The following is an 18,846-nucleotide window of genomic DNA, read 5'->3' as shown; positions in this document are numbered from 1 at the left end:
GACAGCGTCATGGGTCATGTGGAAGTCGCGCACGTCGAGTACTACCTCCCCGACGGGCGGATGCTCCTGGGCGACGTCTCGTTCCGCGTGGGTGAGGGCAACGTCTGCGCGCTGGTCGGCGCCAACGGGGCGGGCAAGACGACGTTGCTGCGGCTGATCTCCGGTGAGCTCGAACCCGACGGCGGCTCGGTCACCATCAGCGGCGGGCTCGGGGTGATGCCGCAGTTCGTCGGGTCGGTCCGCGACGAACGGACCGTGCGGGACCTGCTGGTGTCGGTGTCCCCGGAAGCGCTGCGCACCGCGGCCCGCGCCGTCGACGAGGCCGAGATCGCGCTCATGGAACGCGACGACGAGGCCGCCCAGATGGCTTACGCGCAGGCCCTCGCCGACTGGGGTGACGCCCACGGCTACGAAGCCGAAGTGGTGTGGGACAAGTGCACGACGGCGGCGCTCAACCTGCCGTACGAGAAGGCACGATGGCGAGAGGTACGCACCCTCTCCGGCGGCGAGCAGAAGCGGCTGGTGCTGGAGGCGCTGCTCCTCGGCGGTTCGGGCGTGCTCCTGCTCGACGAGCCGGACAACTACCTCGACGTCCCCGGGAAACTGTGGCTGGAAGAGCGGCTGCGGGAGACCCAGAAGACCGTCCTGTTCGTATCGCACGACCGGGAACTGCTGGCGCGGGCGGCGAAGAAGATCATCAGCGTCGAACCCGGTGCCGGCGGCAGCGACGTCTGGGTGCACGGCGGCGGCTTCGACACCTACCACCAGGCGCGCACGGAACGGTTCGAACGCTTCGAGGAACTACGCCGCCGCTGGGACGAAAAGCACGCGCAGCTCAAGAAACTCGTCGCCGACATGCGTCAATACGCCGCGCGCAGCGACGAGATGGCGTCGCGCTACCACGCCGCGCAGACCCGGCTGCGAAAGTTCGAGGAAGCGGGCCCGCCCGCCACTCCCCCACGCGAACAGAAGATCACCATGCGCCTGCGCGGCGGCCGGACCGGCGTCCGCGCCGTCACCTGCGCCGGACTCGAACTCCGTGGCCTGATGAAGCCGTTCGACCTGGAGATCTTCTACGGCGAACGCGTCGCGGTCCTCGGCTCGAACGGCTCGGGCAAGTCGCATTTCCTGCGTCTGCTGGCCGGCGAGGACGTCGCGCACGACGGACTCTGGAAGCTCGGCGCCCGGGTCGTCCCCGGCCACTTCGCGCAGACCCACGCACACCCCGAACTGCTCGGGCGGACGCTCGTCGACATCCTCTGGACCGAACACGCGCGCAAACGCGGCCCGGCGATGAACATCCTGCGCCGTTACGAACTCGACGGCCAAGGGGACCAGCGGTTCGAGAAGCTGTCCGGCGGCCAGCAGGCGCGGTTCCAGATCCTGCTGCTGGAGATCGGCGGCGCGACCATCCTGCTGCTCGACGAGCCCACCGACAACCTCGACCTCGCTTCGGCGGAGGCGTTGCAGCAGGCACTGGAGGCCTACGAAGGGACCACCGTGGCCGTGACGCACGACCGGTGGTTCGCGCGGTCCTTCGACCGGTACCTCGTGTTCGGAACCGACGGGAAGGTGCGGGAGACCACCGAGCCGGTTTGGGACGAACGGCCGGTTCAGCGGGCGCGTTGAGCCCTCGGTGAGTGGTCTGTGTCCTTGGCCGACTGTGCCTTCCCTGTGCTGATGACGGTTTCGCGTGACTGGAGGGACGGCACGCGACTTCCCCCTGTCAGGCAAGGAAAGGCGACACGCCGACCGGCACCGCCACCCCATGCCGGTCCCGTGTGGTTCAATGCCGCCGCACCGCGTGGCCGATACCCGAGTTGTCCACCATCGGCGAATTCGAAGGCTGGAGATCTCGTGAGGACCGCCGCACTACCCTTCGCCATCGCGGCGCTGTGCTGCGCGGCGTTCCTGGTGAGTTTCCTGCGCGACCGACGTCGGCTGCGAAACGGCTTCTACCTGTTCTTCGCGCTGCTGTTCCTCGGCGTGACGCTGATCGCGTTGCTGGCTTCCGTGTCACCCGAAGCGGCCGGTTTCGTCGCGCTCGGCGTGCTCCTGCTGATCGTCCCGACGGTCCTGGCGCTGACGGTCTTCCTGATCTGCACCGGGATCACCATGCTCCGCCGCGAGGGTCGCAGTCCGGGAAACGTGCTGTCCCTGCTGACGGGACTCGGGATCTGCGCGCTGATCGTGTTCAACGCGACGGTCACGCAAATCGCCTGGGAACCGCTCGACATCCTCCGGGGCAGCCTCAACGGCATCCTCGTCTACGTCTCGTTCCTCTTCGTCTGCTTCCTGCTCTACTCGATCGTCTACGGTCGCATCGGGCCCGAGAAGGGCGTGGACTTCATCGTGGTGCTGGGTTCGGGGCTGCGGGACGGGAACACGGTGCCGCCGCTGCTCGCCAGCCGTCTGAAGCGGGCCAAGCGCGTGGTGGACAACGAGGTCCGCCGCGGCCGGGAGCCGATGATGGTCACCTCGGGCGGGCAAGGGTCCGACGAGGATCTGCCGGAATCCCACGCCATGGCCGATTACCTGGTCGAAGCCGGGGTCTCGCGGGAGCGGATCCTCCTCGAAGACCGGTCCCGGACGACCTTCGAGAACCTGACCTTCAGTGCCGAGATCATGCGGGAGCAGCAGGCGGATTACCGCTGCACGGTGGTCACTAACAACTTCCACGTTCTCCGCGCCGCGCTCATCGCCCGGCGGGCCAAGGTGCCAGGGCAGGTCATCGGCTCGCCGACGGCCTGGTACTTCTGGCCGAGCGCGACCATCCGCGAGTTCGTGGCCATCCTGGTCGACCACAAGATCAAGAACCTGATCATCTGCGGCCTGATCATCCTTTCGCAGCTGTCCCGCGCCTTCACCTGAGACAAGGCCGAAACGGCGCCGCCGGTGCCGATGGTCGTGAGTGGCGATTCGGGTCATCGAGTGGCAACTCGAACATGGCATGTACAGATCGGCGGCGCAGCGGACTCGTCAGTGGGGCCCGACGCCCCTTTTTCCACTCACGACCCCTCCCAAGACCACACACATAGACCAAAACGGACATCCGTACGGCGAAAAGTGTCCTCTACGGACAGCCAAGTGGTGTCCGGTCGCTCCTGAGCGCAAGTTCTCGGGGCCGTGAAGGGCTCCTTGTTTGCTCTGAAGTAGCGAAGGAGCTCTTCGCGGACCTGTCAGCCGACATGACACGGTTGCGCTACCTCTCGAATAGAACCCGAATCGTCCTTCACGACCCCTCGGTCCAGCGCGGGTCCACCGGCGAGACGGTGTTGCGAAAGCCACGTTCGCAACGTTCAAGGTTGCGAAAGTGGCTTTCACAACCCCTCACCTGGGCCCGGCGCCGACCCCACACCCCGGGACGAACGTGTGTCCCCGCCGATCGGCCCGGCGTGACAAATCCCGGAACCTCGTTTGACAACGCCGTTTTCGCCGGGCCATCGTCCTGCGTATGACCGCGGACACCCGGCAGGCGATGGCCTCACTGTTCGACCGGACGGCGCAGACGTACGACGCTCTCGGCGTCGACTTCTTCACCGCCTTCGCCCACGACCTGCTCGACAGGGTCGCGCTCGTTCCCGGCGAACGGGTGCTGGACGTCGGATGCGGGCGGGGCGCGGTGCTGTTCCCCGCGGCCGAGCGGGTCGGCGTGGACGGATCGGTGCTGGGCATCGATCTTTCCTCCGCGATGATCGAACGGACCGCGAAGGACATCGGGGACCGGCGCCTGACCAACGCCTCGGTTTCCCTTATGGACGCCCAAGAACCGACGCTCGACGACGGCGTCTTCGATGTCGTGCTGGCGTCGTTCGTGGTGTTCTTCCTCCCGGACCCGGTCGCCGGTCTGCGGTCGTGGCATCGCGTACTCAAGCCGGGCGGCCGCGCCGGGGTGACCACTTTCGGTGCGGACGATCCCCGCTGGGCGGGCGTCCGCGAGGTGTTCAAACCTTTCGTGCCGGCGGAGCTGGCCTGGACGCTGGCTGTGCGGGCCGCGCTGTTCGCCTCCCTCGAAAGCTTCGGCCAGGCCGTGGAGTCGGCGGGCTTCTCCGCGGTGTCGTCCGTGGAACGCACCTATCCGGTGAAGTTCGCCGACCCCGGGCACTGGATCACCTGGTCCTGGTCGCACGGCCAGCGGATGTTCTGGGAACTGGTCCCCGAAGATCAGCTGGACGCCGTGCGCCGGGCCGTACTCGCCGAACTGGAGCCGTTGCGCGAATCCGACGGGAGCGTGGTGCTGGCGCAGACCGTGCGCTACACCACCGCCCACCGAGGCTGCCTCAGAGCGCGAGCCGCGGTGGAGGCGTAAGAACCGAGATACACACCTTCGCACCAACGCGCCACTCGTCGATCACCCCTTGGCCACCCCCTTCCACCAGCGGCGACACGCCGGGCTAGCCAGCACGCACGGCTTCAAACCCCCACCTTCAGGGGTCACCCACAGGGACACCACGACGGTTGCCATGATCACTTCCGCGGCCGACGGTGGGCTTCTCAGCAGGGAACATCGTTCGGGAGGAGCAGGACCAATGGCGAGGACCATGCAGCCGCAGGAACTCATCGACAGTGCCGTGGTCGACCCCACGGGCCACAAGCTCGGGAAGGTGGGGAACGTCTACCTCGCCGACTCGACGCACCAGCCGGAATGGATCACCGTCAAGACGGGTCTGTTCGGCACCAAGGAGAGTTTCGTCCCGCTCTCGGGTGCGCACGCGGACCAGGACGGAGTACACGTCCGCGTCGACAAGGACGCCGTCTCCGACGCGCCCCGCATCGACGCCGACGGCCATCTCTCCATGGAGGAGAGCGCGCAGCTCTACAAGCACTACGGGCTGCCGATGCCGCGGACGTCGCCGGACGGCCGGATGGACGGGAAGGCGCTGGGCAAGGGCCGGGCCGGAATGGACACCGCCGGGGCCGGGAACTCGGCCGCCGGTAAGGGCGCCATGGGCGACGCGAGCCGAGGCAAGTCCGAAATGGACAGTGGCAACGGCGAGAAGGGCCGGGACGACGACCGCACCATGACGCGGTCCGAGGAGCGGCTGAAGGTCGGCACCGAGCAGGTCGAGACCGGCCACGTCCGGCTGCGGAAGTACGTCGTCACCGAGGAGCAGCAGATCACCGTCCCGGTCAGCCACGAAGAGGTGCGTATCGAGCGGGAGCCGATCACGAACGCCTCCGGCACGAAGGCCGAGATCGCCGAGGACGAGCAGGACGTCGTTCTGCACGCCGAGAAACCAGTGGTGAGCAAGGAAACCGTCCCGGTCGAGCGGGCCAGGCTCAAGACCGAGACCGTCACCGAGGACGAGACGATCTCCGGCAAGGTCCGCAAGGAGCAGTTCGAGGTCACGGACGACAACGGCAAGCACCGTAAATCCTGACGTTCCCGTGATCCGGGGGCGGCCGCCGGAAGGCGGTCGCCCCCGGGGCCGGTTCACCGGACCGCGGAACGCCGCAGGCGGGCCGCCGCGACGACGAAACCCGCCGCCACCGCGCCCGCGAACGCGCAGGCGATCCCGGACGGCAGAGAAGGTTCGTGCACGCGCAGCACCGAGACGCACAGCCAGGCCGTGGCGCCGAACAACACGCCGAGCACCGGTCCGGCGACGAGCGCGCCCCGCCAGCGATGGCCGTTCCGGAGCGTCCGCAGCCCGGATTCCAAGTACGCCAGCGCGAACAACGCCAGGATCAGGCTGCCGGCGCCGAGCGCGCTGGCGAGCGGATGCTGCCGGGTGAGCAGCGTGAACGTGTGGGGCACACCGTCGGTGGTCACCGTCGCGGTGACCGCCCCGCCGACGATCCACCGCGTGAGCCCGGGGAACTGGAGAGCGGCGCGGTAGCCGTCTCCGTCGGCCTTCGGTGTCGCCGCGGCGGAGCCGAGCGGGATTCCGGCGGCCGAGAGGTCGATGGTCGCCTGCTGCGGGAGACCCGCACCCGTCACGGTGAACGACTTGCTGAGATCCACCTCGACCGGAGAGGTGAGGAGCGCGCCGTCGAGTGCCATGAGCCTGGCCTCGTGCGGCAACCGCTCCGGCGTGAGCAACGCCAGTACTACGAGCGCCATCGCGGCGACCGCCGCGGCGAGCCGGAACCAGAGCACCGCCGCGGGCCGCCCGTCCGGCCGGGACTCCGGTTCGAAGCCCGCGCGGGTCGCCGAAAGCGTCGGATCCGGGGTGTCACGGCGCCGTACGGGCTGTGTGGGGGCGTCACCGACCGGGACCGTCACCGGGGTCGCGGCCGGCGTACTGAGCGCGGAGATCACTCGCGGTGTCAGGTGACGGACCGGCACCCGGGACCGTTCCAGCCAGCCCGGACCGTAGACGGTGGTGGCGGCCGAGGCGAGGTCGGCCGCGAACGTCTCCGCGTCGCGGTAACGCGAATCCAGTTCGCGCGCGAGGCTGCGCATGATGACGCCCGCGATCGGGTTCGGCACGCCGTCGATCGGCTTCGGATCGGTGAACATGTGCTGGCGCATCATGCTGATCGCGCCGCGGGTGTTGTCGAACGGCAGCTTCCCGGAGAGCAGTTCGTAGAGCACGGTGCCCGCCGAGTAGACGTCGGCGGCCGGGCTCAGCGCGTTGCCGAGTGCCTGCTCCGGCGCGATGTAGGCGGGGGTGCCGAGGACCTCGCCGCCGTGCGTGACGAGGGTGGCGCCCTCGCTGATCACCTTCGCGATGCCGAAGTCGGCCACCTTCATCACGTTCTGGTTGGTGAAGAGCAGGTTCTTCGGTTTGACGTCCAGGTGCAGCACACCCGCCTCGTGCGCCGCGTGGAGCCCGGCGAGCATCGCCAGCCCGATCGCGCAAGCCTGTTCCCCGCTGACTCCCCCGCCCTGGAACCGGCTGTGCACCGTGCCACCGTCGAGGCGTTCCATCACCATCAGATGCTCGCGGCCGGTACGCACGTAGTCGTAGACGGGCACGATATGCGGGTGGTCGAGGCTGGCCAGCACCCGCGCTTCGCGGTCGAAGAGCTCGCTGCTGACGGCGTGGTTCAGCACGTCCCACGGCAGCTGTTTGATGGCGACGTCCCGGCGCAGGGAGCGGTGGACGCCGGCGAAGACGACCCCCATGCCGCCCTGGCCGATGGCGGCGCCGATCTCGTACTGGGGCAGGGCGGCGACGACCTCGGCGGGCGCGCTCATCGGTTGAACTCCGTGGTGGAGTCGGGAAAGCGGACCGTTTCGGCGTCGACAGGCGCGGGTGTCGGATGCGGCGTGAGGTAACCGAGCAGGAACGCGATCACGGCGGCGCCGAGCACCACCGGGATCTCGATCGCCGGTTCCGGCGGGACCAGCCGCAGTACCGACAGCGACACGACCGCGACCAGGCCGGTGCCGAATCCGGCGGGCAGGAAGCGGAGGCCACGGCGCCAGCGGTTGGCGGGCAGACGGTGGCGCGCGAGCGCGAGCAGGGCGGTCAGCCACGCCAGCACGGTGAGCACGAGCATCGCGAGCCCGAAGGCGCCGTAGACCGACCAGAACGAGCCGCGGATGTCGGCGACCGTGGAGACCTCGCCGAGCGTGACACGCTGGGCGTCGAGCAGCTCCACCGAGGACGGGAGGAGCCCGATCGCCTGGCCGGACAGGTCGGCCATGTCGAGTACGAAGATCCTGGTGACCCGGCTGTGCGCGGGGACCTCGAACGGCGCCGTGGTGTCGTAGGCGAAGAAGGTCAGCGCGAGCGCGACGCCGGACACCCGCACGCTGCGGACCCGCACCGTGGTCCCGCCGCTGTTGCTCGCCGTGACGGTGAGTTCGAGCTGCTTGGCCGGATCGACCGTGACCGTGGCGTTGGTGATCGGCCGGTCGTCGAGGGTCACCGCCAGGTCGAGCCTGCCGTCCTCCGCACTGGCCGGTGGCGCCCCCAAGAGGATCGCACACAGACCCAACGCAACCCCTGCCGCGATGACACGTCCCATTTTGCGTATCCCCTATTTGCGTTATCCGACTGGTCCGGAATGCTACAGCGAGTACTTACCGGAGAGGGACGTCCCAATGCGTATCGTGGTTCGGCTGGTTTTCGGCATCGTGACCGGTCTGCTGCTTTTGATCGCCCTGGTAGGCATGGGTAACGCGCAACAATCCCCCTATCAGTCGACAGTTGGTTTGAAACCTTCGAGCGGCCCCGCCGGGAGTTCTTTTACCATTTCCTGGAATTTCTACCCGTGTAAAGGACCGGTTTCTTTCACGTGGTCGGGTGCGGCCCTCACCTCGGCCGGCGCGTCGCCTCAGGTCCCCAGTGGACAGGTGGGGACGGCGGTACCCGGCGGTGCGACTCCCGGTAGCTACACGGTCGCCGGCAGCTGCACGAACGCGCGGACCGGCGGTCCGCTGTCCGGGAGCGCGACCTTCCGTGTGACGGGGACGGTGACCACCACCCCGGTGCCGCCGACGACGAAGGTTCCTCCGACGACGAAGCCGAGCGTCCCGGTGACCACGCCGACCCGGCCAGGCACGACGACCACCCCGACGACGCCGGCCACCACCACTCCGACGACGACCAGCGCACCACCGTCCACAACGGACACGCCGACGCCGACGGACGTCCCGTCGCCGAGCAGCACCCCGCCGGGTCCGAACGACCTGGTCCTCGACCGGTCGAGTGTGCAGCCCGGTGACAGGCTTTCAGCGACCGGCAAGGGCTGCCTGCCGGGCGAAGCCGTGACGCTGACGTCGAACGGCGACCAGGTCGGCCGCGCCTACGCCGACAGCACGGGCGCCTTCACCACGGCCGTCGAGTTCACCCGGATCGAGGCGGGCAAGCACACCGTCGTCGCGGACTGCGGCGTGCGGCTGACCGGAGCCGTGGAGCAGGTCGTCACCAGTTCGTCCGGCGGGCACAGCGGCACCCTCGTGGTGCTGGTGTTCTTCGTGCTGGCCGGGATCACCGTGCTGCGCTTCCCCTGAGGTCAGCGGGGCAGTTTCACCACGGTGACGAAGAAGTTGTCGATCTGGCGCACCACTTCGATGAACCGGTCGAAGTCGACCGGCTTGGTGACGTACGCGTTGGCGTGCAGGTCGTAGCTGCGGAGGATGTCCTCCTCGGCTTCGGACGTGGTCAGCACGACGACCGGGATGGAGCGCAGTTCTTCGGACTGCTTGACCTCGCTGAGCACCTGGCGGCCGTCCTTGCGCGGCAGGTTCAGGTCGAGCAGGATCAGCCCGGGGCGCAGCGCGTCCTCGTACGGCGCCTCACGGCGCAGGAACTGCAGAGCCTGTTCGCCGTCGGAGACGACCGACAGGGTGTTGCGGATCTTGTGGTGCTCGAACGCCTCCTGGGTCATGAGGACGTCGCCCGGGTCGTCCTCCACCAGCAGGATGTTGATCGGTTCCATGGAGTCGTTCATGCTTGTTCGGTTCCTCCGAGGGAGAGGTCGGCCTTCGCCGGTTCCGGCGCCGGTTCTGCGGGCAGGGTGAAGGAGAAGCGGGTCCCGGCCGTGACGGTGGTATCGAGCCAGATCCTCCCGCCGTGGTGTTCGACGATCTTGCGGCACATCGCCAGGCCGATCCCGGTGCCTGGATAGTCCCCTCGGCCGTGCAGGCGCTGGAAGATGACGAAGATCCGGTCGGCGTACTCGGCGTTGATGCCGATCCCGTTGTCGGTCACCGAGAATCGCCAGTCCGAGCCGTCGCGCTCGGCGGAGACGTGGATCTCCGGTGGCTGCTCGCCGCGGAACTTGATCGCGTTGCCGACCAGGTTCTGCAGGACCGCCGTCAGCAGGGACCTCTCCCCTTGCACGGCGGGCAGTTCGCCACGGGTGATCGTGGCCCCGGCCTCGGTGACGGCGTCGTCCAGGTTGGCAAGCGCGGTGTCCAGCAGATCCCCGACCTCCAGCGAGCCGGTCTCGCTCGCCCGGCGGCCGACCCGGGAGAAGGCGAGAAGGTCGTTGATCAGCGCCTGCATGCGTTTCGCGCCGTCGACGGCGAACCCGATGTACTGGTCGCCGCGTTCGTCGAGTTTCCCTTGGTAGCGCTTCTGCAGCAGCTGGCAGAAACTGGCCACCTTCCGCAGTGGTTCCTGCAGATCGTGCGAGGCGACGTACGCGAACTGTTCCAGATCGGAGTTCGACCGCTCCAGCTCCTGGGTGCGGACGGCGAGCAGATCCTTCGCCCGCTCCAGTTCGTCGACCTCGGCGAGGATTCGCGAGCGCAGCGATTCCACATCGGACGCCAGCTCGCGCATCTCCCGGGGGCCCGAACCCCGGACCTCACGGTGGATGTCGGTCTGCGCGACGTCGCGCACCTCCCCCGCCAGCTGGCGGATCGGCCTGATCAGCTTCCGGTGCAGCACCGCGAACACCAGGGCGAGCGCGCCGCAGAGCAGTACGGCGATCACGATGAGCATCGCGCGGAGCACGTCGGCGGCCGCCGAAAGGGCTTCCCGCGCTTCCAGCCGTTCGCCTTCCAGCCGGCTCTGCAACACCGACAGGGAGCCGCGAACCTCGTCGAAGAGGGGCTTGCTCGCGTCGACCAGCGCGCCGGTGGCGGGAGCACCGGCGAGTACCGGCTCGATGATGTTCTGCCGCCAGGCCGTCGCGGCGCGCACCACCTGGTCCAGCTCGTCGCCGGTGGTCGTGCCGGTGGTGGCACCGAGCCGGCGCAACCCGGCGACGGCGGCGTCCTGCGCCTTCAGCCCGTCCCGGTAGGGCTCGAGGAATTCGGCGCGTCCGGCCAGGATGTAACCGCGGACACCGGTCTCCTGGTTCAGCAGCGCCGTCGAGAGGGCGGTGGCCTGCAGCACCTGCGGACCGGTCACGTCCAGCAGCCGCGCTCGCGAGTCGGTGAGATTCCCCAGGGCCAGCGCGCCGGCCAGGATCGCGCCACCCAGCAGCAGCGAAGCGATCACCCCGGACAACGCCGCCCAGCGACTGATCGGCCAGACGCCGGCGGCGGACTCGGGCTTCATCGAGGCGGCTCCTCGGGGTCGAACGTGAGCAGGGCCAGCGCGACGTCGTCGTCCAGCGGCCCGCCGTGCAGGACGTCCATCTCGCTGATCAGGTGGTCCAGCACCGCGGCGGAGCCGCCTTCACCGGTGAGACTGGCGAGCGCGGCGGCGGCCATCCGCTCGAGCCCGACGCGTTCCCCGCTGCCCTCGACGCGTCCTTCGAACAGGCCGTCGGTGTACAGCAACAGCGACCAGCGCGGGCCCAGCGGCACCGTCAGTTCCTGCCAGCCGGCACCCGGCGCGACACCCAGCGGCGGGCCGAGCTTTTCCCGGGACAGCAGCCTGCCTCCGGCGTCGTCGACCAGCAGCGGCTGGGGGTGACCCGCCAACGTCATGCGCAGCGACCGGCGGTCGGGGGCGACGGTGATCATGCAGACGGTGGCGAACAGCGGCCCCAGCGCCTCGTGCTCCAGCATCTTCTCCACCATCGCGAGCGTTTCCGCCATGGGGAGCCCGGCCAGCACGACCGAACGCCACGCGATCCGCAACGCGACGCCGAGCGCCGCCTCGTCCGGGCCGTGCCCGCAGACGTCGCCGATGACCAGCTGCAGTGTGCCGTCGGAAAGCTCGACGGCGTCGTAGAAGTCGCCGCCCAGCAAGGCGCCGTTCCGGCCGGGCCGGTACCGCACCGCGAGGCCGAGCCGGGGATCGGTGACCAGCGGCGTCGGCAGCAAGCCGCGTTCCAGGCGTGCGTTCTCCCTGGCCAGCAACTGATGCTGCATGAGCTGCTGCTCGACGCGTTCGGCGCGGCTGCGTTCCCACGAGTACCGCAGGGTCCGCGCCAGCAACTGCCCGTCCACGTGGTGTTTGACCAGGTAGTCCTGGGCGCCGGCTCCCAGCGCCGACACCCCGAGCGCCTCGTCCTCGCGGCCGGTCAGCACGATCACCGCCGTCGACGGCGCGTGCTGCCGCAGCCGGTTCAGGCCGGTCAGCCCGGTCGCGTCCGGCAGCTGCAGGTCGAGGAGCACACAGTCCGCCGTGATCGGCCGGGCCAGGACCTGTTCGAGCGTGGTGGCCCGGTCCAGCACGACACGCTCCAGGCTTTCGGGAGCGTCCGCGAGCATCTCTTCGACCAGGAGCGCGTCGCCGTCGTCGTCCTCCACCAGCAGGACGTGCAAGCGATCCAGCTGCGGCGAAGGTCTACGAGGCGTGGACTGCTCGCCGTGACGCACGGCGTTGGACACGACAGCCACCTTTCCTCACCGACACTCCCTGTGCGGCCGGCGAGCCGATTTTCGGCGCAGCGGCGCCCGACAGAAGGCGGCTGTCTTCTCAACCACCGGGGAGCGTACCGGCCGGACCGAACGGTCTCGCGGTTCGGACACCCGACACGCCAGCGTGCCCCGGAACGGTTACGGGCCGCGGGGCGGCCGGGGCCGGTGCAAGGCCGCGAAGACCAGCACCACCGCCGCCAGGAGCAGCGCGGTGACGGCGATGTCGATCAGGAATCCGACGACGAGTCCGGTGATCACCGCTCACTCCCGGGTCGTCCCGGCGGCCTGGCGACGGCGCGCGTACAGGCTGGTGAAGGAAACGGTGACGAGGACGGCGATGATCACCGCCAGCGAAAGCGGGGTCGGGACCTCCGGGACGCCCGGCCAGATCCCGTGTGCCCAGTGCAGCACCAGTTTCACCCCGATGAAGGCGAGGATGACCGCGAGACCGTGGTTCAGGTGCACGAGCTTCGCCAGTGCCGAATGGAGGACGAAGTACAACGCGCGCAACCCCAGCAGAGCGAAGGCGTTGGTGGCGAAGACCAGGTACGGGTCTTCGGTGATGCCGTAGACCGCCGGCACCGAGTCGACCGCGAACACCACGTCGGTGGCGAAGACCGCGACGACCACCACGGCCAGCGGGGTGAGCGCCCGTCGCCCGTGTTCGCGCACGGTCAGCCGGGTACCGCGGTAGTCGTCGGTGACCGGCATCAGCTTGCGCAGGAAACGGACCGACCTGAGCTGGGAAAGATCCTTCTCGGCGGTCCCGCCGGACAGGGCCTCGTGCAGGATCTTGACCGCGGAGACGAGCAGGATCACCCCGAAGACGACGAACGCCCAGGTTCCCGCGGACAGCAGCGCGGCACCGGCCGCGATGAACACGCCGCGCAGGACCAGCGCGCCCACGATGCCGTAGAGCAGCACGCGCTGCTGCACGGCGGGCGGGACCGCGAAGGCCGCGAGCAGCAGCATGAAGACGAACAGGTTGTCCACGGACAACGACTTCTCGACCACGAAACCGGTCATGAACTCGAGCGCCTGGCCTCCGCCGAACTCGAACCACAGCCAGAGACCGAACACGACCGGGAGCGCGAGGTAGAAGACCGACCAGCCGGCGGCCTCCCGCATCGACACCTCGTGCGGACGACGGGTGACGGCGAAATCGGCGACGAGCAGCCCCAGCAGGACGGCGATGCTGATCGCCCACAATCCCGGGGATCCCACGGAACCCGCCACGACGGGAACGGACTCGGACATGAAGCCTCCTCGAACGTTGAAGTTCGAGGTCTCCTTCACCCGTGCGGGCGGCCTCCCGGGGACACCGGCGGAGTGTCCGTATTGACCGGGCAGACCCTTGGGAAGTACTCCCCTCGCCGACCCAGTATCGCACTTGGTAAAGAAATGTTAAAGACCGGGGTCCGCCTTCGCCTCGGTCGGCGCTCAGGCCAGGCGCGCATTTAGTCCTCTGGATGCGGTACTTGCACGCGCAACTACCGCGTTTAGTCCTCTGGATGCGGCTTGACACGAGCGCGCGAAGCGCTAAAGTTCAACCAAAGTGTTGATTAACTTATTGGTTGAATAGACTCGCCGCGGAAGAGAATCGAACGATGACCGACCTGACGATCACCCGTCTCCTCGACGCGCCCCGCGAGCTCGCCTTCAAGGTGTGGACCGAACCGGACCATCTCGCCCGGTGGTGGGGCCCGGAGGGCTTCGACGTCAAGTCGTGCACCGTCAACCTCGCCGAGGGCGGCCGCTGGCGCACCTGTATGAGCGACGGCGAGACCGATCTGTGGGCTTCGGGCGTCTACCACGAGATCGTCTCGCCGGAGCGACTCGTCTTCAGTTTCGCCTGGGAGGAACCGGAAGGCTCCCGGGGCCACGACACGCTCGTCACCGTCGTCTTCTCAGATCGGGACGGCAAAACCGAAATGCGGTTCCACCAGGAGATCTTCGAGACCGTGGCGGAACGCGACAGTCACGTCGAGGGCTGGCAGTCCTGCTTCGGCCGCCTGACCACCTACCTCGCGGAGCTCGGGGCATGACGGGCTGGTTGCGCTAGCGCACGTTCCACAGCACTTCGCGCGCTCGCGCCACCCCGTCCTCCTCGCGCAGCCGCGCGGCCACGTACTGCGCCCCGCGCCGGAACAGGAGATTGCCGGACAACTCCAGCAGCCGCGTGGTCAGCGACTCCTCGGTGAGGTCCCGCAACGGCAGCGGACGTGGACCCGCACCGAGCCGGAACACCCGGTCGCCCCAATACGGCTGGTCGGAGAAGACCGGGCAGACCAGCGCCGGGACACCCGCGCGCAAAGCGGCCGCGGTCGTGCCCGCACCACCGTGATGCACGACGGCGGCGGTGCGAGGGAAAAGCCAGCCGTGCGGGACGTCTGGCACGGTCAGCAGATCGTCGTCTTCGAACTCGGCGTCGGTGCCGAGGAGGCCGCGCAGCCCGACGCGGCGCAGCGCCGTCCGGACGGCGGCGAAGATCCGCTCGGCCTCCGACGGCCGCATACTGCCGAATCCGACGTACACCGGCGGCGGCCCGGACGCGAGGAAATCCCGAAGACGCGGGTCCGGGCGCCATCCGGCGGGGGTCTCCAGAAACCAGTAACCGGTGACGTGGACCCGATCGGGCCAATCCTTCGGCCGCGGCACCACGGCGTCGGAAAATCCGCACAGCACCGGGGTTTCCTTCCGCCGGGGCCCGGTCCAGCCCGCCGGCGGGAGGCCGAGGGAGCCCGCGCGCCAGCGGTCCACGTCCGGCCGCAGAACCTGCCAGGCGACCTTGTCGACGGCGTCGAAACTCAACCGGCGGGCGCCCGGTCCGAGCCTGCTCGCCCACGGCGCCAGCGGATGCGCGAACGCCCGGGTCGGCACGCTGGGCTGGTAATGCAGCTCGACGTCGGGGACGCCGAGCGACTCTCCCAAATGCGCGCCGAGAAAGCCCAGCGTCGGGGCGAGTATGAGGTCGGCCCCTTCGGCGCCTGTCTCGACATCGGCCAGGAGCCGCCCCAGTATCGGCGCCAGCGCGCCGCGCAGTCCTCGCAGGAACGTCGCGGGATTGCGGCCGCCCTCCGTCCATTCCCGGCCGGCGGCCGAGCCGAGCACCTCGCCGGGATCGGCCGAGAGCGGCGCGAAGCCCAGGCCGTACCCGGTCACCAAGGTCCGGAACCGTTCCGCCGCCAGCACCCGCACCCGTTCACCGTCGACGGCGAGGCCCTGTCCCAAAGCGACACACGGCTGGACGTCGCCGCGCGAACCGGGGGCGACGATCACGACGAGCCGGCTCATCGCTTCGCCGCCGTCAGCCGGTAGCGGAGCCGGAACGGCAGATTCGCCAGCACCGCCGCCACCCGCGCGTCGCGGCCGACCAGGTACCGCGGCGCGGGGCGGCGAGCGGTCAACGCGTGGACGACGACCCGCGCGGCGCGCTCCGGCGGTATCCCGGACCGCGCGGAGTTCTCGGCGCTGCGTTCGGCCGCTTCCAGTTGCGCCGCATACCTTTCCCTTGCGGTTTCCGGTAACGCGGCGCGTACCTCTTCGGCCGCGGCGCGGGCGCGCGACCAGATCGCCGTGGCGACCGCACCGGGTTCGACGAGGATCACACCGATACCGGACGGCGCCAGTTCGGCGCGCAGGCTGTCGGTCAAGCCGACCAGCGCGAACTTCGACGTGTGGTACGGCCCGACCATCGGTCCGGCGATGCGCCCGCCCATCGAGCCGACCGTCACCACCCGTGCGCCCGGGGCGGCGCGCAGCGCGGGCAGCATCGCCTGAGTGACCGCGAGCTGCCCGGTGACGTTGACCTCCAGCTGCTGCCGGAAGTCGTCGAGCGGGACGTGCTCCAGCGGTCCGGGCCGAGCCATTCCCGCGTTGTTCACCAGCCCCCGCAACGGTCCCGCGGCCGCGACCTTCTCCCCGCACTCGACGATCGACGCCGCGTCCCGGAGATCCATCCGCAGTACCGTGACCGCCTCGCCGTACGCGCGGGCGAGTTCGGCCTCGTCCGAGTCGGTGCGGACGCCTGCCCAGACATGCGCGCCCCGCCGGACGAGTTCCGCCACGCACGCCCGTCCGATCCCGCTCGACGCCCCGGTGACCACATAGGACGGACGAGTCACGATGCCTCCCCCGCTTTCACCGGTGCGGACAGCGCGCGCAGCATCCGCGGCCACGTCTTGTGCAGCTGGTCCTGCCAGTAGGCCCAGTGATGGGTGCCCGGCCCATAGAAGTCCGACGTCACCGGGACGCCGAGCCGGTTGAGCCGGTCCGCCATCGCGGTGGTCTGCGTACCGCACAGGAATTCGAGCAGCATCGCGCCGGGCAGCACGTCGATCGGGAGCTTCCCGTCGAACGGACCGGGCAGGCCGTTGCCGGTCGAGAGATACAGCTCCGTGCCGCGCAGCCGGTCGGCGTTCACCAGCGGGTCGTGGGCGTCCCAGCGGGACGACTCGCGACGCCGGTCGCCCCACAGCGCTTCGGGGTCGAGTTTGGCCGAGGCGACGATCGCACTGGTCAACAGCTCGCCGTAGGGGCCGGTCGGGTTGAGATTGCCGCTGAACGACCCGGCGAACCGGAACACCCCCGGCCGCCGAGCGGCGAGTTCGACGGCCCCGTACCCGCCCAGTGACAGCCCGGCCGCCACCCGGCGACCGTCCCCTCGATAGCCGCGATCGATCAACTGCGGGACCTCGACCGCGGTGAACGTCTCCCACTGGTTCGCGACGATGTCCTTGCCGTAGTTCCACCAGTCCGAGAAGAACCCGGCGGAGCCCGAACCCGGCATCACGACCAGGGCGCCGGAGTCGTCGGCGAGGCGGCGGATGTCGGTGTTGGCCGTCCAGCCGCGGTAGTCCTGCAGCCGTGTCTCCCCCGCGAGCAGGTAGACCGCCGGCCATTTCCGGTCCGGTTCGGCGTCCCAGCCGGACGGGAGGATCAGCCGGACCATCGCGTAGCTGCCGACGCCGACGGACCGCACGGTGAGGTCCAGCATCCGCGGGTCACCGTCCACAGTGGTCTGTGCGACGACGTGCGAACCGTCGTCGGCCCGGGCGTCCGGGACGCCGCTCGCGGCCGACGCCGGTACCGCGACGACGCTCGGCAGCGCGCAAGCCACGGCCGTCAGCACCGCGACGGCGCGCAGCCGCCTCGAAGTAATGCGCATACGTAATCCTTTGTCCGGTCGTTCGATCGAATTCGAAAATGTGACGGCGATTACCCGGAAAAGAAAACCGGAGGTCCGGACACGTTAAGCGGAAGAAGCCCCTCCAGGCAATTGTCCTGCCCACAATCCGGGAGGACAATGTGAATGGCAGGGAAACAAGAAATGCGCCCGCATCCCCCGTCCGGGTGACACCTCGCTCACGCACGGTGAGTAACTGTGGCACGGTGGTACCAGACTTGCTCTCGCACCAGCGCAAAGTCTGGAATCCCCAGGTCACACCCCGTACACGAAGTATATTTACGTTCTCTTGATACCTTCCGGTATTCGATTTCCCGTCGTAGCCTTCGACGTGCCGCCCCGGCTCGGCGTCCGCTGACGCGACCCCGGCGTCCTGTCCCACCGCGGGGACCCGAGAACCCATCACAACCTTGTCGAAAGGGCTATTCATGGCTGCCCGAATTCATCGCTCCTCCCGTTTGCCGCCGTCGAAGTGGCGTGCCCGATCGGTGGCCATCGCCGCCTCCATGGCCGCGGCGGCCACGATTTCCGGCGTGCCCGGTGAAGCGATTCAGGCCGCCCCGGTGCCTCCCCCTCCCGGCGTTCCCCCCGCCGCACTTCTCCCGGGAGAGGCCGTCCCGCACGCGTCCGCGCGCGACACCTTCGACCTGGCCGCCGCACTGTCCACCTCGGACAAGGCGTCGAAGCGGAGCCGGGTCGACGTCGGCGGCTGCGAGGACGTCGTCCACGGCAGGCTCGTCGGCGAAAACGCCGGCGGCCAGGGCTTCCAGACGACGGTGCCCGGCGGCCAGGTCTCCGAACTCGTCGCCCGTACGACGAACCCGCCCGACCTGACGGCCTGGGCCGCACAGGCCGCGCGGTGCTCGCAGGTGACGGTCGACGACGCGGCGGGTACCGCGGTGTCGACCGTCACCGTCCAGCCCGCTCCTGCCGTTACCGGCGCGAAATCCCTTTCCTACCGGCAACTCCTGACGTTGCCCGGCCAGCCCCCCGAGCTGCCCGGCCTACGCCTGCGCACCGTCGCCATCGCCGCCGACGACGTCCTGGTCGTGCTTCGTGACGCCGGAACCACCGGTCTCGATCTCGACGCCCTCGCCGTCGCCGCCTGGCAGCACGCCGCCGGACCGCTCGGCCGCTGACCCCCGCAGTGTCCCCGCCGAACCCCGCCGAACCCCGAGGAGACGCCATGTCCCTGGCCCCCGAAAACCTGCCCGCCACGGCCGGCACCACCCTCCCCGCCTGCCTCCGTCACTGGGCGGACGTCGCCGGCGACCGGCCCGCGCTGACCTTCGCCGATTTCGCGACCGAACGCGCCGGGCGACGGCGGACCCTGACCTGGCAGCAACTCCGGGAGCGCGTCGACGCCGTCGCGGGGGCGCTCCCCGTCCGGCCAGGCGACCGGGTCGCCGTGCTCTGTCCCCAGAGCGCGGACTACGTCGTCGGCTTCCTCGGCGCGATCACCGCGGGCGCGATCGCCGTACCGCTGTTCGACCCCGGACTG

The 18,846-nt window shown here is 69.3% G+C and carries 18 protein-coding genes; 8 read left to right on the top strand and 10 right to left on the bottom strand.

Annotation, left to right across the window (positions count from 1 at the left end; all coding sequences use genetic code 11):
- The first annotated feature begins 9 nt into the window (after positions 1-9).
- From H5J31_RS33035 to H5J31_RS33020, 4 genes are all read left to right on the top strand, one after another.
- Complete coding sequence (locus H5J31_RS33035) at positions 10-1,629, top strand: ABC-F family ATP-binding cassette domain-containing protein (RefSeq protein ID WP_181776597.1); 1,620 nt, start codon at positions 10-12, stop codon at positions 1,627-1,629.
- 228 nt (positions 1,630-1,857) lie between these two features.
- A complete protein-coding gene (locus tag H5J31_RS33030; protein ID WP_181776596.1) occupies positions 1,858-2,871 on the top strand; it encodes a YdcF family protein in 1,014 nt (337 codons plus the stop codon).
- 583 nt (positions 2,872-3,454) lie between these two features.
- The gene (locus H5J31_RS33025) at positions 3,455-4,309 is read left to right on the top strand and encodes a class I SAM-dependent methyltransferase (protein WP_181776595.1); all 855 of its coding nucleotides are present in this window, start codon (positions 3,455-3,457) and stop codon (positions 4,307-4,309) included.
- A 220-nt stretch (positions 4,310-4,529) separates the two neighbouring features.
- Positions 4,530-5,381: a DUF2382 domain-containing protein gene (locus H5J31_RS33020; protein ID WP_181776594.1), complete on the top strand. Its 852-nt coding sequence runs from the start codon at positions 4,530-4,532 to the stop codon at positions 5,379-5,381.
- Positions 5,382-5,434: 53 nt separating this feature from the next.
- Here the strand turns inward: H5J31_RS33020 and H5J31_RS33015 are convergent, their stop codons facing one another.
- The 3 genes from H5J31_RS33015 to H5J31_RS40035 form a co-directional block, all read right to left on the bottom strand.
- Positions 5,435-7,144: a serine/threonine-protein kinase gene (locus tag H5J31_RS33015; protein ID WP_181776593.1), complete on the bottom strand. Its 1,710-nt coding sequence runs from the start codon at positions 7,142-7,144 to the stop codon at positions 5,435-5,437.
- Positions 7,141-7,920 carry a hypothetical protein gene (locus H5J31_RS33010; protein WP_181776592.1) on the bottom strand — a complete coding sequence of 260 codons (780 nt, stop codon included), beginning with the start codon at positions 7,918-7,920 and terminating at the stop codon, positions 7,141-7,143. Before H5J31_RS33010 ends, H5J31_RS33015 begins: the two co-directional genes overlap by 4 nt.
- A 366-nt stretch (positions 7,921-8,286) precedes the next feature.
- Positions 8,287-8,640 carry a hypothetical protein gene (locus H5J31_RS40035; RefSeq protein WP_236005530.1) on the bottom strand — a complete coding sequence of 118 codons (354 nt, stop codon included), beginning with the start codon at positions 8,638-8,640 and terminating at the stop codon, positions 8,287-8,289.
- Between the two features lie 22 nt (positions 8,641-8,662).
- On the opposite strand from H5J31_RS40035, the gene H5J31_RS33000 reads away from it, so the two are divergent.
- Complete coding sequence (locus H5J31_RS33000; protein WP_328701678.1) at positions 8,663-8,908, top strand: hypothetical protein; 246 nt, start codon at positions 8,663-8,665, stop codon at positions 8,906-8,908.
- A 2-nt stretch (positions 8,909-8,910) separates the two neighbouring features.
- Here the strand turns inward: H5J31_RS33000 and H5J31_RS32995 are convergent, their stop codons facing one another.
- From H5J31_RS32995 to H5J31_RS32980, 4 genes are all read right to left on the bottom strand, one after another.
- Positions 8,911-9,348 carry a response regulator gene (locus tag H5J31_RS32995; RefSeq protein ID WP_181776590.1) on the bottom strand — a complete coding sequence of 146 codons (438 nt, stop codon included), beginning with the start codon at positions 9,346-9,348 and terminating at the stop codon, positions 8,911-8,913.
- Positions 9,345-10,907 carry a sensor histidine kinase gene (locus H5J31_RS32990; protein WP_181776589.1) on the bottom strand — a complete coding sequence of 521 codons (1,563 nt, stop codon included), beginning with the start codon at positions 10,905-10,907 and terminating at the stop codon, positions 9,345-9,347. The genes H5J31_RS32995 and H5J31_RS32990 overlap by 4 nt, the downstream gene beginning before the upstream one ends.
- Positions 10,904-12,130, bottom strand: a complete 1,227-nt coding sequence (locus H5J31_RS32985; RefSeq protein ID WP_181776588.1) for a PP2C family protein-serine/threonine phosphatase — start codon at positions 12,128-12,130, stop codon at positions 10,904-10,906. Before H5J31_RS32985 ends, H5J31_RS32990 begins: the two co-directional genes overlap by 4 nt.
- Positions 12,131-12,421: 291 nt before the next feature.
- Positions 12,422-13,417, bottom strand: a complete 996-nt coding sequence (locus H5J31_RS32980) for a TerC/Alx family metal homeostasis membrane protein (protein WP_181776587.1) — start codon at positions 13,415-13,417, stop codon at positions 12,422-12,424.
- A gap of 350 nt (positions 13,418-13,767) precedes the next feature.
- Between H5J31_RS32980 and H5J31_RS32975 the strand changes: the two genes are divergently transcribed.
- Positions 13,768-14,205: an SRPBCC family protein gene (locus H5J31_RS32975; RefSeq protein WP_181776586.1), complete on the top strand. Its 438-nt coding sequence runs from the start codon at positions 13,768-13,770 to the stop codon at positions 14,203-14,205.
- Positions 14,206-14,218: 13 nt separating this feature from the next.
- Here H5J31_RS32975 and H5J31_RS32970 read toward each other — a convergent pair whose 3' ends face one another.
- The 3 genes from H5J31_RS32970 to H5J31_RS32960 are packed head-to-tail and all read right to left on the bottom strand — an operon-like array spanning position 14,219 to position 17,327.
- Positions 14,219-15,454 carry a glycosyltransferase gene (locus tag H5J31_RS32970; RefSeq protein ID WP_181776585.1) on the bottom strand — a complete coding sequence of 412 codons (1,236 nt, stop codon included), beginning with the start codon at positions 15,452-15,454 and terminating at the stop codon, positions 14,219-14,221.
- On the bottom strand, positions 15,451-16,284 hold the full coding sequence (locus H5J31_RS32965) for an SDR family oxidoreductase (protein ID WP_181776584.1): 834 nt from the start codon (positions 16,282-16,284) through the stop codon (positions 15,451-15,453). The genes H5J31_RS32970 and H5J31_RS32965 overlap by 4 nt, the downstream gene beginning before the upstream one ends.
- On the bottom strand, positions 16,281-17,327 hold the full coding sequence (locus tag H5J31_RS32960; protein WP_181776583.1) for an alpha/beta hydrolase: 1,047 nt from the start codon (positions 17,325-17,327) through the stop codon (positions 16,281-16,283). Before H5J31_RS32960 ends, H5J31_RS32965 begins: the two co-directional genes overlap by 4 nt.
- 446 nt (positions 17,328-17,773) lie before the next feature.
- On the opposite strand from H5J31_RS32960, the gene H5J31_RS32955 reads away from it, so the two are divergent.
- Together H5J31_RS32955 and H5J31_RS32950 are read left to right on the top strand one after the other, a co-directional pair.
- On the top strand, positions 17,774-18,484 hold the full coding sequence (locus tag H5J31_RS32955; protein WP_181776582.1) for a hypothetical protein: 711 nt from the start codon (positions 17,774-17,776) through the stop codon (positions 18,482-18,484).
- Between the two features lie 47 nt (positions 18,485-18,531).
- Positions 18,532-18,846: AMP-binding protein (locus H5J31_RS32950; RefSeq protein WP_181776581.1), on the top strand; the 315-nt coding region annotated here is incomplete at its 3' end.

The sequence above is a fragment of the Amycolatopsis pittospori genome (genome assembly GCF_013870525.1).
Taxonomy (GTDB): Bacteria; Actinomycetota; Actinomycetes; order Mycobacteriales; family Pseudonocardiaceae; genus Amycolatopsis; species Amycolatopsis pittospori.
Note: the sequence above shows the minus strand (reverse complement) of the source record. Positions and strands in the feature narration are given on the sequence as shown.